The following is a 13,830-nucleotide window of genomic DNA, read 5'->3' on the forward strand; positions in this document are numbered from 1 at the left end:
ATGATCAATATCCTCGTAGCTGCCGACGATACCGCCCGGCTCACGCAGATCGCGCGCCTGGTCACCGACAGCGGACACTATCGCGTGACGCGCGCGCACGGACGGCCGTCCCAGATCGAGCATCGAACCGACGGGCTCGATTCGTTCGATATCCTGCTGATCGACGGTGCGACGACCGACGCGGCCGAGCTGTCGGCGCTCGAGCGGATCTGCCGGCTGCACCCGGGCCTGACCGGCATCCTGGTGACCGCGGATGCGGCGCCGCACGTGCTGCTGGACGCGATGCGCGCCGGCGCGCGCGACGTGCTGCAGTGGCCGATCGACCCCGCGGCGCTCGCCCGCGCGCTCGAACGCGCAGCCGCGCAGAGCACGCGGCGCGACAGCGACGATACGCGCTTCGTGTCGTTCATGTCGTGCAAGGGCGGCGCGGGTACGAGCTTCGCCGCGAGCAACGTCGCGTACGAGATCGCCGAAGGCCACAAGCGCCGCGTGCTGCTGGTCGATCTGAACCAGCAGTTCGCGGATGCCGCGTTCCTCGTCAGCGACGAGACGCCGCCGTCGACGCTGCCGCAGCTGTGCGCGCAGATCGAACGGCTCGACGGCGCGTTTCTCGACGCGAGCGTCGCGCACGTGACCTCGACGTTCCACGTGCTCGCGGGCGCGGGCGACCCGGTCAAGGCCGCGGAGATGCGGGAGGACGCGCTCGAATGGATCCTTGGCGTCGCGGCGCCACGCTACGACTTCGTGATCTTCGACGTCGGCGTCAGCATCAATCCGCTGTCGATGATCGCACTGGATCGAAGTGACCAGATCCAGCTCGTGCTGCAGCCCACGATGCCGCACGTGCGCGCGGGCCGCCGGCTGCTGGAGATTCTCGTGTCGCTCGGCTACCCGACCGACCAGTTGCGGCTGGTGGTGAACCGGATGACGCGCGCCGGCGAGCGGTCCCGCGCCGCGCTCGAGGAAGTGCTCGGCCTGCACGCCAGCAGCACGATACCCGACGACGCCGACACCGTGCGCGAAGCGCTCGACCTGGGGCATCCGGCCTCGCGCGTCGCGCGCGGCGCGGCGGTCACGCGTGCGTTGCAGGCGTGTGCGAAGCAGATCGTCGAAGGGGACGTGCGCACCAGGCACGGCACGTCCAGCAGCGAACCGTTGATGTCCCGGCTGTTCGGCCGCAAGGCCACGCCGAAGCTCAAGTCCATGTGAATCTTGCGGGGAAACCATCATGTCATTGCGCGAACAGATGTCCTTGTACCGGACGCAGCCGCAGGCGGCGGGCACCGAACCGGCAGGTGCGACGCATTCGTCGGTACGCAACGCCTACCAGAAGCTGCGCCGCGAAATTCACCTGGCGGTGCTCGAACGCGTCGAGCTGGAGCGTCTGTCGCGCCTGCCGCAGGAACAGGTCCGGCAGGAAATCTCGGCGCTGATCTCGCGCATCCTCGACGAGGAGCGCCTGCTCGCGAACGACATCGAGCGGCGCCAGCTCGCGATCGACGTGTACGACGAGATGTTCGGTTTCGGCCCGCTCGAGGCGCTGCTGCGCGACCCCGGCATCTCCGACATCCTCGTGAATACGTACAAACAGGTCTACGTCGAGCGCGCCGGCCAGCTCGAGCTGACCGACGTGACGTTCTACGACGACGCGCACCTGATGAAGGTGATCGAGAAGATCGTGTCGCGGGTCGGGCGCCGCATCGACGAATCGACTCCGATGGTCGATGCGCGTCTGCCGGACGGCTCGCGCGTGAACGCGATCATTCCGCCGTCGGCGATCGACGGGCCGCTGATGTCGATCCGGCGCTTCGCGGTCAACCCGCTGAAGATGGACGACCTCGTGAGTTACCAGAGCCTCACGCCGCCGATGGCGGAACTGCTCGATGCGCTGGCCCAGGCGAAAGTGAACGTGCTCGTGTCGGGCGGCACCGGCAGCGGCAAGACGACGCTGCTCAACATCCTGTCGGGCTTCATTCCGCGATCCGAACGGATCGTGACGATCGAGGATGCGGCGGAGCTGCAACTCCAGCAGCCGCACGTGTTGCGGCTCGAAACGCGGCCGCCGAACATCGAGGGCAAGGGCGAGATCACGCAACGCACGCTCGTGCGCAATGCGCTGCGGATGCGGCCGGACCGGATCATTCTCGGCGAAGTGCGCGGCGCGGAAGCGCTCGACATGCTCAATGCGATGAACACCGGCCACGAAGGCTCGCTCGCGACGATCCACGCCAACACGCCGCGCGATGCGCTCACCCGGCTCGAGAACATGATCAGCGTCGGCGGCCTGACGCTGCCGCCGAAGACGATGCGCCAGCAGATCGCGTCGGCGATCTCGGTGGTGGTTCAGGCCACCCGGCTCACCGACGGCAAGCGCAAGATCGTCAGCATCCAGGAGCTGACCGGGATGGAGGGCGACATCATCAACATGCAGGAGATCTTCACGTTCAAGCGCACCGGCATGGATCGCGACGGCACGGTGCGCGGACACTTCTGCGCGACCGGCGTGCGGCCGAAGTTCGCCGAGCGGCTGCAGGCGTTCGGCATCAACCTGCCGGATTCGCTGTACGACCCGGCGCAGCGTTACGAGACGAAGTGACGACGCGCGGTCGTCTGATTCCGGGGAGGCCTCATGGACTCGATCTTTTACGGTTTTGTGATTCTCACCTTCGTCGCGGTCGTGCTCGCGATCGAAGGCGTCTATCAATGGTGGAACACGCGCCACGGTGCCGCGGCGCGCCGGATCGAGTCGCGCCTGCGCGCGATGTCGGCCGGCGGCAGCGTGCAGCAGGAGCGGCTGTCGATTCTCAAGAAGCGGATGCTCGACGAGTCGAAGCCGTTCGACCGGCTGTTGTTGCGCATGCCGCGCGTGCAGTCGCTGGACCTCCTGCTGCAGCAGTCCGGGCTCGACTGGACGGTCGCGAAACTGGTCACGCTCTGCGCCGCATTCCCGGTGGCGACGATGCTGGCCCTGACCCTGACCGTGTTGCCGCTGATCGTCGTGGTGCCGATTGCGCTGCTGACCGCATGCATACCGGCAATGTACGTGATGCGGCATCGCAACCGGCGGATGCTCAAGCTCGAGCGCCAGCTGCCGGATGTCTGCGACATGATCGCGCGCGCGCTACGCTCCGGCCACTCGTTTACGAGCGCGCTCGGGATGGTCGGCGAGGAGTTTCCCGATCCGATGGGCAGTGAATTCAGGATCACGTTTGACGAGATCAATTACGGCGTATCGCTGCACGATGCGCTGGTGAACCTCGCCACGCGCGTGCCGGCCCATGACCTGCGCTACTTCGTGATCGCGGTGCTGATCCAGCGCGAGACCGGCGGCAACCTGGCCGAACTGCTCGACAGCATCGCGTCGCTGGTGCGCGAACGCTTCAAGCTGTTCGACAAGGTCCGCGTGCTGTCCGCGGAAGGGCGGTTGTCGGCCTGGATCCTCGGCCTGCTGCCGTTCGGTACCGCGGGCATGATGGCGGTGTTGAACCGCGAGTTCCTGTCGGTGCTCTGGGAGGATCCGGCCGGCATCAAGATGGTTGGCGTGATGCTGGGGTCGATGGCATTCGGCCTGCTGTGGATTCGCCGCATCATCCGCATTCGCGTCTGACGCGTGTCCCGGGCTTCACGAACCGAATCGAGGCTGTCATGCAAAACCTGAGCGTAGTACATACCGTGATGCTGGCCGGCTTGTTCCTTTTCGTCGCCGGCGGCGTGCTGGTCGCGATGCTGCTGTTTGCACCGCGCAACATGGAGCGCCGGATCCAGCAGGCGAGCGGAGCGAGCGTGGGCATCGGCACCGGTGCGAACGACGGCGGCGGGCAAACATCGCACTGGGTCGCGAAACTCGTCGAGCTGTCGAAACCGATTTCCCGGCTGTCGCTGCCGCAGGAGGGCTGGGAGAACTCGCCGCTGCGGATCCGGCTGATGAATGCCGGCTGGCGCGATGCGAACGCGGGCGCGCTTTACTTCGCGGCGAAGACGGTACTCGCGCTGGCGCTGCCGGGCGCTGCGCTGCTGGCGCTCGCCACGACCCGCCTCGCGGGTCAACGCATGCTGCTGTCGTTCGTCCTCGTGGCGCTCGCCGGGATCGGCTACTACGTGCCGAACGTGATCCTCCGGCGCCGGATCGCGAAGCGTCAGCAGGTGATCTTCGAGGACTTCCCGGATGCGCTCGACTTGCTGACCGTATGCGTCGAAGCAGGGCTCGGGCTCGATGCGGCGCTGATGAGGGTGAGCGAGGAACTGCGCTTTCGCAGCGAAGTGGTCGCAGGCGAACTCGACTTGCTGCTGCTCGAGATGCGTTCCGGGTTCACGAAGGATACCGCGCTGCGCAACCTGGCGCTGCGGACCGGCGTCGAGGATATCGAATCGTTCTGCGCGATGCTGATCCAGGCCGATCGCTTCGGCACGAGCATCGCGGAATCGCTGCGCGTGCTCTCGGACATGCTGCGCACGCGGCGGCGGATGCGCGCGGAGGAGCGTGCCGCGAAGATCGCGCTGAAGCTGCTGTTCCCGCTGATCTTCTGCATCTTCCCGGCGCTGATGTGCGTGTTGCTCGGGCCGGCGATGATTCACGTGTATCGCGTGCTGCTGCCGACCTTCACCAGCATCGGGCAGTAAGCGGCGGCGGGGGTGCCGCGCGAACCGGATGTGCGTGCCGGCCCGGCGTCGCCTGGCGGCACGGTCACCGTCTTCATGGGAGGCTCCTTCTCCCCCCCGGGCGGCGCCGCGAGACAGGTCGATCATAGCGGCGTCAACGCAACCCGGACCCATGGTCGACCCTGGACGCAGCCGTAGTCCACTGCCCGCGCGGGTGGCCCCCTACGGCTTCCCCTCAAGGCCGCCCCTCGCTCGGCACATCCGCCGCCTTGCTGAGTTCGCCCATGATGATCCGTGCGATCTCGTTGGCCGGTGCGCGTCCGTCCGGGCCGGACGCCGTGTTCGCCCACGTGACGATCGTCGTCTTCGTTGCCGGATCGTAGCCCGCGAACGTATTGAAACCCGGTATTTCCCCGGTGTGCCCGTAGAACGTGCCGAACTTCGCGAGCCCCATGCAGTAGCTCGCCGACGCCGGATTCGACGGATCGATCGGCGTGCAGCTCGCGAGGCGTTGCGCCTGCAGGTCCGCATTCAGGTAGCCGCCGCCGACCATCCGCTGCACGTACGCACCCAGTTCGGCCGCGGTCGAGATGCCGGAGCCGGCCGTCCATGCCCACGACGTATTGACCGTCGTCACGTCGGTCGGCTGCAGCGTGCCGTTCTTCGCGGCGGCCTGGCGCGCGGGAGACAGCGCGTCGCCGTCGATCGTCTCCACGTTGGTGCCCCATTGATAACCGCGCGGCGCCGGCGCGGGCAGCGCCGTGTTGTCCTGCGGCGGCAGCGATGTCTCGGTCAGCCCGAGCGGCGCGAACAGCCGCGTCCGGATCGCATCGGCGGCGCTCATGCCGGTGCGTTGCTCGATGATCAGGCCGAGCAGCACCGTATTCGTGTTCGAGTAGCGAAAATCCGCGCCCGGCGCGAAATAGACGGGCTGGTTCTCCGCGATACCCAGCAGTTCGTCGACGGTCCACACCTTGTCCGGCTGCGTGTCGAGCGACTGGTTGAACGCAAGGCTGGTCGAGTAGTTGTAGAGACCGCTGCGCATCGTCAGCAACTGCTCGATCGTGATCGTGTCGCCGTTCGGCACGTTCGCGACGTACTGGCTGACATGATCGGTCAGGCGCAGCCTGCCTTCCTGCACGAGTTGCAGGATCACGGTGCCCGTCCACGTCTTCGTCACGCTGCCGATGCGAAAGTGCGCATTCGTCGGGATCGGCGAGTTCGTGCCGCGCACGGCCGTGCCGAACGACGCGAGCCAGTTGCCTTGCGGCGACTGCACGTAGACGACCGCGCCGGGCGTCGTCGTGCTCGCGAGCAGCGCATTGATCTGCGGGCGTGCCTGGGTGGCGTAGGCAGGCTCGTCGCTGTTCAGCGAGCTGTCGCCGCCGCAGGCGGAAACGGCGATGCCGACGGCCAGCGCCGGTGCAACCGTCGCCAGGTGATGCACCAGCCGCTGCGCTGCGCGCGGGAAAAGCCGGGGAGGAGCAGAGGTCGCCATCGCGTGTTCCCTTCCTTGTTGTGTTTAAGTGGTCTCCTTGCATCCCCGAAACTATAGGACACGCAACCGGGCGCCGAAGGTGTGCGATGCATTCATCATACGATATCGGCCAGCCAGGCCGGCCGGGTTTGCGCGTCACTGAAAATGATGCACGTACCGCAACACCATCCGCGAACCTTGCGGCCGGTTGCGCGCAAGGACCTCGAAGTACGCGTTGAACAGCAGGTGATCCTGCGGCGAGAAACTGACCATCGCACCGGGCCCGATCGCGAGCACGGCTTCCCGTGTGCCGGACACATCCTGCCCGTTCGCCTTCATGTCGGTGGTCTGGCGCAGCCAGTAGCCGTTGAGCCCCAACCGCAGCCCGGGCCGCACTTCGTACTCGGTCGCGAAGTTCGCATGAACGGCCTGGCCGGCCTGCGTCGACGTCACGTCGGGCCCGAGCGCGGTCGCCGGCTCGTGATTGGTCGCATTCCACAAATAGTGCAGGCGCCACGACACGGTCCACTTCGGCGTGACCCAGAACGTCGCGGCCCAGTACGGATCGAACGACCAGAAATGGCTGCCCGGATTGATCGCTCGCGCCGGGTCGTATGCGCCGGTCGGCGCGATGAACTGGAATTCCACCCGCTGCGCGAAGCGCGGCCCCTGCGGGCCCATCACCGGATCGAACTGGATGAACGGGCCGATCAGCAGGTCGCCGAACCCGGCCCGCGAATTCAGCGCGACGTTGCCGATTCCGTCGTTCGTGTGCACGGACGCCACCCACGGCAGGATCACGTCGAGCCCCGGATGCATGCCGCCGAACGCCAGCGGCGACTGGTAGACGAGCTGGCTCAGCCCCGCGAACAGGTCGATGTCCTGCTTCGGCAGCCCGACCTTGTTGCCGGCATTGTCGTTGACGCGTCCGGCCGTGTAGTACTCGAGATACTGCGTGCCGTACCAGCCGGCACCGGCCGGCGGCATCCCGTCGAGGAAGCTGGTCATCCCCAGGTTGACCGATGGCAGGTCGGTCGCATGCGCCGGCACGTGCCCGGTCAGGCCGAAGCACACGAGGCCTGCGATCGCAAGCAGGCGAGAGCCGCATTTCATCATCACCACCTCCTGAATATTTGTTTGTATAACTAATCAAACGACACGAGAAAGATCGGGGTGTGCCGAGATCGCGCGATACTGGCCCGCATGGAACACGAGCGGTGCATGGCCGAACGCATCGAATGCCTCGATCTGGCCGATGAACAGCAGGTGGTCGCCGCCTTCGTAATGGCCGACATGGCGGCACACGAAACGCGCGCTTGCGCCGTCGAGACAGGGCACGCCGCCCGCATCGGCATCCACGTGCGGCACGCCGTCGAACTTGTCGGCGCTCGGCGTCGCGAAACGGCGCGACAGTTCGATCTGGTCGTGCGCGAGGATATTGATCGCGAAGTGCGTGGCCGCGACGAAATCCGGACGGCTCGGCGCGACCTTGCGCAGGCTCCACAGCACGAGCGGCGGATCGAGCGACAGCGACGAGAACGAATTGGCGGTGAGGCCGACCTTGCGCCCGTCCGGCGCGCGCGTGGTGATCACGGTGACGCCGGTCGGAAACTGCCCGAATGCGGCGCGCAATTGCTGCGGGTCGAGGCCCGGATTGCTGGAAGCGGTGGTGTTCATGTCGCTTACTCCGAACGTGCGGCGTGTTCGCGGATCAGCGCGGCGCAGGCCGCCGGCTCGAACCACCACGGCGCGAACCGGCGCGGATCGTCGAAGCCGTCGACGATCGTCGCGGCGAGCGACGGCAGCTGGCCGGCGGCGCCGAGCAGCTCGAGGATGTGCGGCGGCGGCGGCGTGAGCAGCGAGTTGGTCCAGCGCACGACGTGCTGTGCGTAGGCCCAGTAGCGTTCGAACGTGTCGTGCATCCAGGCTTCGTCGAACGGCTCGGCTTCGCGTGCGAGGATTGCGTCGCCGTACACCTTCGCGCATTTCGCCGCATTGTTCGAACCCTGTCCGGTGATCGGATCGTTGACGACCACCGCATCGGCCATGCCGAACACGGTGCGGCCCGACGGCAGGCGGAAGAACGGCTTGCGCACGGTCGGCGTGAAGCGCCCGGACAGCGTGCCGTTCGGATCGGTCAGCGCAACGTCGCGGCAGCGCTCGAATTCCCACGGCACGTACTGCTGCAGGAACGACAGGCTGCGGTCGAGATGCTGCTCGGGCGTCTTCACGTCGGCCCAGCAGTCGAGCGGGCCGCCGGGGATCCCTTCGAACACCATGATTTCGCACGGGCCCGTCGTGGTCAGCGCCGGAAACACGAAGTATTCGCCGATCCCGGGCAGCAGGTTGAAGCGCACGCGCGAATACGGCTCGCTAGGCGTCATGCCCGTCACGTAGGTGAGGGCCAGTGCGCGTTGCGGGCGCTCGAACGCGCTGCGTGCGTCGTCGCGGCCGAGCAGGTTCACGATTTCGCCCTTGCCGGCCGCGAGCAGCACGAGATCGTGGCTGCGTGCGAGCGCCTCGAGCTCCGGCACGCCGACGTCGCAGATGCGCACGTCGGCACCGCGGCGCCGGATCGCGTCGAGCCAGTCGGCCATCTTCACGCGCTGGTCGACCGATTGCGCGTAGCGTGTCAGCCGCGACGACCAGTCGATCGCTTTGCGACCGTTGCCTTGCGGATGCGGCACCGCGATGCCGATGCCGTCGACGGACGGGCACGCTTCTTCCCAGGCGTTCAGGCCGAGATCGCGTTCGATCTGCAGTGCGGTATGGAACATGCACTGGCTCGACATGACCTTGCCGGCGCGGATCTGTTGGGCGTCGCGATTGGTCGCGAGCGTGACGTGATAACCCTGGTCGAGCAGCGTGAAGGCGAGTTGCAGGCCGGACTGGCCGGCGCCGACGATAGCGATGCGTTTCATGATGCAATCCTTTGCATGACGAATTAAATGGAATGAAATGTGGGCGGGAAGGAACGGCCGGCGGTTATTCGGCCAGACGCGGAATCGCCGGCACCGCCTGCTCGGGGCCCATCGCGGAGTAGCCGCCGTCCACCGCGTAGTCGGCGCCCGTCACGAAGCTTGCCGCATCGCTGCACAGGAACGTGACGACCTGCGCGACTTCCGACGGATCGCCCACGCGCCCGAGCAGATGAAATGGCGCGGCCACGCGATCGGTCTTCGCGCGGTCGCCGTGCGTGAGCTCGTCCATCACGCGCGACCACGTCCAGCCCGGCGACACCGAGTTGACGCGAATCCGGTCGGCGGCGAGATCCATCGCCATGCTGCGCGTGAGCTGGCGCATCGCGGCCTTGGATGTGGGATAGAGCCAGCGGCCGGTCTGCGCGCATTGCGCGGAGATCGAGCTGAAGTTCACGATCGCGCCGCCGCCGCGCCGGGTCAGGTAGGGATGAACGGCCTTCACGAGCATCGCGGCCGAGACGACGTTGACGTCCATCGCCGCGAGCCAGTCGTTGCGCGTGGCCTGGATGCCGTTGTCGACGTAGCTGCACGCGAGGTTGATCAGCAGGTCGATCGAGCCGAAGCGTTCGGCGACGGCCGATACCGCGCGCTCGATCGCGCGGTCGTCGGTGATGTCGGTCGCGATGAACGTGCCGCGTTCGCCGAGCGTAGCGGCGACGCGTGCGCCGTTCTCCGCGTCGAGATCGAGGATCGCGACGCACGCGCCGGCGTGGCTCAGGTCCTGCGCGACGGCGGCGCCGATCAGCGTGGCGCCGCCGGTGACGATCGCGACTTTGCCAGCAAGGGCAGTCATGGGGAGTCTCCTGGAATGATTGAGCGCAGGCGGCGCGCGTTCGACGTGCCGCCCGGGTATCCGTCGATTACGCGCTGTCGCGCCAGCGCTGCATCAGGCCGTTGGACGGCACGGTTTCGTCGAGCAGCTTGCGCGCCGTTTCGACACCGGCGACGGGCAGCCCGGCCGCGTCGAGCAGGCCGATCTGCACGAGCACGCTCGCCTGGTCCCAATAGATGTGCTCGTGATACAGCTTGTCGCCGCGGAACTTGACGATCGCGACGAGCGGGATCTCGACGCGCTTGCCGGTCGGCGCGACGCCGGGCAGCATCCAGTCGATCTCGGTCGTATGCGTGAAGCAGAACAGCAGTTCGTCGACGATCTGGCTCGCGCCGATCGTGCGCGAGATCGGCGTGATCGTGGTGTCCGGCGGGTTCGCATGCACGAAGTGATGCGTGTAGAAGCGCTTGAGTTCGTCGTAGCCGACGCCGCCCGTCAGTGTCGGAATATGGTTCACGTAGGGCTGCGCGACCATCGTGTCCATCGTCGCGTCGACGTTGCGCGTGTCGAATTCGTGCCGGAGATGTTCTTCCCACAGCGCGGACAGGTCGTAGCGCGGGCCGAGCGCCGCGCGGAACGCGGCGATCGCGCGCTGGTGCGCCATCACAGCGGCGGCCTTGTCGAAATGATCGCCGCCGACGCGTGCGAACGCATGATCGACGCCCGGGTAGACATACACTTCCACGCCGTCGCGCCCCGCGAGCGCCGCGGCGATGCGTTGCTGCGCGTCGGGCGGACAGAAGCGGTCCTGCGCGGGGATCTGCAGCACGAGCCGGCCGCGCAGATGAGCGGCCTCGTCGAGCGCGTGCTCGATGCCCACGCCGTAATAGCTGACCGCGGCGGCCACGTCCGGCAGGCGGCACGCGGCGAGATACGCGAGCTTGCCGCCGAGGCAGTAGCCGAGCACGCCGGCCTGGCCCGTGCATTCCGGCCGTTGCGTGAGCACGGCCAGCGCGGCGGCGATGTCCTCGACGCCCTTGTTTTCGTCGTATTCGCGGTACAGCGCCATCGCACGCTCGAAGTCGGCGGCGGTGTAACCGAGTTCGATGCCGGGCGCCTGGCGCCAGAACAGGTCGGGCACGAGCACCGTGTAGCCTTCTTCGGCGTAGTAATCGGCCACGTCGCGCATCGTCGCGTTCGCGCCGAAGATCTCGTGGCACAGCACGATGCCGGGCCCCGTGCCGCCGGCCGGCGTGCTCAGGTACGCGCGAAACGCGCCGCCGTCCGGCGATGGGATCTCGATGTGTCGTCCTTGCATGTGTCTCTCCATTCTGTTCGTGACTGGCATGGGCCCAGTATTGGCGGACGAAACGCGCGCTTCTATCCGCTTTCTTCGGCCGGTATCCGCGAATTCCGGAAACCTGCGGACCGGCCCGCCGCAGCGGGGCCGGGGCACGGCGCTCTGCGGGTTTGTGCGGATGCGGAAGCGCCGCACAGTTTTCTACGATGCGCGAACGGTCCGCTTCTTGCATCGGTTGCGCAGGGCTTGCGTAGTGTAACGAGGCGGACTGTCCGGATACTCCGGCCACTATCCGGATCGTGCGGCGGGATTCCCCGGAATCGGGAACGCGTGCACAGCGCAAGTGCGATCGAGCACGACGGGAGAACTTCGATGGGGCAATTTTCCGGAGCGGGCTGGCTGGGTGACGCCGCCTGTTTCAATCACGACACGCTGCTGCTGCAGTCGGATGACGTCGACGAGGTGCGCGCGCGGGTAGCGGACGTGTTCAAGCCGCACCGGCTCACACCGACCGGCGATTCGCGCGCGCTGCACAGCCGCATGCACCATGCTCGCTGGGGCAACCTGTCGCTGAATCTGCTCGACTACGGTGGCGAGGTGTCGATCGAACCGGGGCCGCTCGAGCACTTCTATCTGTTGCAGATTCCGCTGCGCGGCGACGCCGAGATCGAGTGCGGTGCGACGCGCTTCGTGTCGTCGCCCGACACCGCGTCGCTGCTGTCGCCGACGCTGTCGCTCAGGATGCGGTGGGGCGAGGCGTGCCCGCAAGTGATCCTGCGGATCGAGCGCGAGGTGATGGAGCGGCATGCGCAGCGGCATTTCGGCGACGAGCGGCGCGCGCCGGTGGAGTTCGAGCCGGAATTCAGCCTGTCGTCGCAGCAGGGCGCGTGCCTCGCGCAGATGCTGCCGATGCTGGCCGACGCGATCGCGACGGACGGGCATCCGCTGCGCCATCCGCTCGCGTTCGAGCAACTCGAATCGACGCTGCTCAACCTGTTGCTGTACGGCCACCCGAACACCGCGCGCAACGGCACGCGCCACGCGCCGGCGCCGCTCGCGCCGTTCTACGTGCGGCGCGTCGAGGAATACATCCGCGCGCATCTCGACGAGCCGCTGACGATCGAACGGCTCGCCGAACTCGCGGGCGTCAGCCCGAGCACGCTGTTCGCCGGCTTCCGCAATCGCCACGGCATCACGCCGATGGCATTCGTGCGCCAGTTGCGGATGCAACGTGTGCGCGACGAACTGCTCGACGATGCGACACCGGGGCTCGCGTCGGTGACGGACATCGCGCTGAAATGGGGCTTCGCGCACCTCGGACGGTTCGCGATCGACTACAAGCGCGCGTTCGGGGAATCGCCGTCGGCCACGCTCCGGATGCGGCGCGTGCGGTGCTGACGGGGCAGCCGCGACACGGGCTCGCGGTCGAAAGCCGAGTCGCGCGCCGGGCGACGGATCACGCAACGGCGATCGTTACCGGCTGGACAGAGGATGGGGTTGGAGCATGCATCGCGCCGGCCAAGCGATGCGGCTTGCCGGCGCACGCGCGCAACGGGCCGGTTGCGGCAACCGGCTCCCTCGCGTGTGGTTCAGAAATGCACGACGGTCCGGATGGACTTGCCTTCGTGCATCAGGTCGAACGCTTCGTTGATGCCGGTGAGCGGCTTCGTGTGCGTGACGAACGGTGCCAGCTGGATCGTGCCGGCCATCGCTTCCTCGACCATGCCCGGCAGTTCGGAGCGGCCCTTGACGCCGCCGAATGCCGTGCCCAGCCAGCGGCGACCGGTGACGAGCTGGAACGGGCGCGTCGAGATTTCCTGGCCGGCGCCGGCGACGCCGATGACCACCGACTGGCCCCAGCCGCGGTGCGCGCATTCGAGCGCGGCGCGCATCACGTTGACGTTGCCGATGCACTCGAAGCTGTGGTCGACGCCCCAGCCGGTCATTTCGACGATCACCTGCTGGATGGGCTTTTCGTGATCCTTCGGGTTCACGCAGTCGGTCGCGCCGAACACGCGCGCGAGGTCGAACTTGCCGGGGTTGGTGTCGATCGCGATGATGCGGCCGGCCTTCGCGAGCTTCGCGCCCTGGATCACCGCGAGGCCGATGCCGCCGAGGCCGAACACGGCCACGGTGTCGCCTTCCTGCACCTTCGCCGTGTTCTTCACCGCGCCGAGGCCCGTCGTGACGCCGCAGCCCAGCAGGCAGACCTGCTCGGGGTTCGCGTCCGGGTTGATCTTCGCGAGCGACACTTCGGCGACGACGGTGTATTCGCTGAACGTCGAGCAGCCCATGTAGTGATAGACCGGCTGGCCGTTGTAGCTGAACCGCGTGGTGCCGTCGGGCATCACGCCCTTGCCCTGGGTGGCGCGCACCGACACGCACAGGTTGGTCTTGCCGCTCTTGCAGAACAGGCACTCGCCGCATTCGGCGGTGTAGAGCGGAATGACGTGGTCGCCGGGTTTGACGCTGGTCACGCCTTCGCCGACTTCCACCACGATGCCGGCGCCTTCATGACCCAGCACGGCGGGGAAGAGGCCTTCGGGATCGTCGCCCGACAGCGTGAACGCGTCGGTGTGACAGACACCGGTATGGGTGATCTTGACGAGCACTTCGCCCTTGCGGGGCGGTTCGACGTCGATTTCGACGATCTGGAGCGGCTTACCCGCTTCAAACGCAACTGCGGCACGTGATTTCATGA

General features: G+C 67.1%; 12 protein-coding genes. 5 read left to right on the forward strand and 7 right to left on the reverse strand.

Annotation, left to right across the window (positions count from 1 at the left end; translation table 11 throughout):
• The 4 genes from U4012_RS23735 to U4012_RS23750 are packed head-to-tail and all read left to right on the forward strand — an operon-like array spanning position 1 to position 4,620.
• On the forward strand, positions 1–1,209 hold the full coding sequence (locus U4012_RS23735) for an AAA family ATPase (protein ID WP_321801935.1): 1,209 nt from the start codon (positions 1–3) through the stop codon (positions 1,207–1,209).
• 19 nt (positions 1,210–1,228) lie between these two features.
• Positions 1,229–2,596: a CpaF family protein gene (locus U4012_RS23740; protein WP_257774246.1), complete on the forward strand. Its 1,368-nt coding sequence runs from the start codon at positions 1,229–1,231 to the stop codon at positions 2,594–2,596.
• Between the two features lie 33 nt (positions 2,597–2,629).
• A complete protein-coding gene (locus U4012_RS23745; protein ID WP_124893829.1) occupies positions 2,630–3,607 on the forward strand; it encodes a type II secretion system F family protein in 978 nt (325 codons plus the stop codon).
• A 38-nt stretch (positions 3,608–3,645) separates the two neighbouring features.
• On the forward strand, positions 3,646–4,620 hold the full coding sequence (locus tag U4012_RS23750) for a type II secretion system F family protein (protein WP_044844343.1): 975 nt from the start codon (positions 3,646–3,648) through the stop codon (positions 4,618–4,620).
• Between the two features lie 214 nt (positions 4,621–4,834).
• Here U4012_RS23750 and U4012_RS23755 read toward each other — a convergent pair whose 3' ends face one another.
• The 6 genes from U4012_RS23755 to U4012_RS23780 all read right to left on the reverse strand — a co-directional run bounded on the left by U4012_RS23755 (position 4,835) and on the right by U4012_RS23780 (position 11,147).
• Entirely contained in the window at positions 4,835–6,097 is a 1,263-nt protein-coding gene (locus tag U4012_RS23755; protein ID WP_321801936.1) for a serine hydrolase domain-containing protein, read from the reverse strand.
• 135 nt (positions 6,098–6,232) lie between these two features.
• Positions 6,233–7,192, reverse strand: a complete 960-nt coding sequence (locus U4012_RS23760) for a transporter (protein WP_321801937.1) — start codon at positions 7,190–7,192, stop codon at positions 6,233–6,235.
• A gap of 33 nt (positions 7,193–7,225) precedes the next feature.
• A complete protein-coding gene (locus U4012_RS23765; RefSeq protein ID WP_321801938.1) occupies positions 7,226–7,753 on the reverse strand; it encodes a flavin reductase family protein in 528 nt (175 codons plus the stop codon).
• 5 nt (positions 7,754–7,758) lie between these two features.
• On the reverse strand, positions 7,759–8,997 hold the full coding sequence (locus U4012_RS23770; RefSeq protein ID WP_321801939.1) for a styrene monooxygenase/indole monooxygenase family protein: 1,239 nt from the start codon (positions 8,995–8,997) through the stop codon (positions 7,759–7,761).
• A 64-nt stretch (positions 8,998–9,061) separates the two neighbouring features.
• Positions 9,062–9,850: an SDR family oxidoreductase gene (locus U4012_RS23775; RefSeq protein WP_321801940.1), complete on the reverse strand. Its 789-nt coding sequence runs from the start codon at positions 9,848–9,850 to the stop codon at positions 9,062–9,064.
• Between the two features lie 67 nt (positions 9,851–9,917).
• Positions 9,918–11,147, reverse strand: coding sequence for a dienelactone hydrolase family protein (locus tag U4012_RS23780; protein WP_321801941.1), 1,230 nt, complete (start codon positions 11,145–11,147; stop codon positions 9,918–9,920).
• A 354-nt stretch (positions 11,148–11,501) separates the two neighbouring features.
• Between U4012_RS23780 and U4012_RS23785 the strand changes: the two genes are divergently transcribed.
• Positions 11,502–12,527 carry an AraC family transcriptional regulator gene (locus tag U4012_RS23785; RefSeq protein WP_321801942.1) on the forward strand — a complete coding sequence of 342 codons (1,026 nt, stop codon included), beginning with the start codon at positions 11,502–11,504 and terminating at the stop codon, positions 12,525–12,527.
• 191 nt (positions 12,528–12,718) lie between these two features.
• Here the strand turns inward: U4012_RS23785 and U4012_RS23790 are convergent, their stop codons facing one another.
• The gene (locus U4012_RS23790) at positions 12,719–13,828 is read right to left on the reverse strand and encodes an S-(hydroxymethyl)glutathione dehydrogenase/class III alcohol dehydrogenase (RefSeq protein WP_124487304.1); all 1,110 of its coding nucleotides are present in this window, start codon (positions 13,826–13,828) and stop codon (positions 12,719–12,721) included.
• Positions 13,829–13,830: the final 2 nt, after the last annotated feature.

Source organism: Burkholderia sp. BCC1988 (genome assembly GCF_905339895.1).
Lineage (GTDB): Bacteria > Pseudomonadota > Gammaproteobacteria > Burkholderiales > Burkholderiaceae > Burkholderia.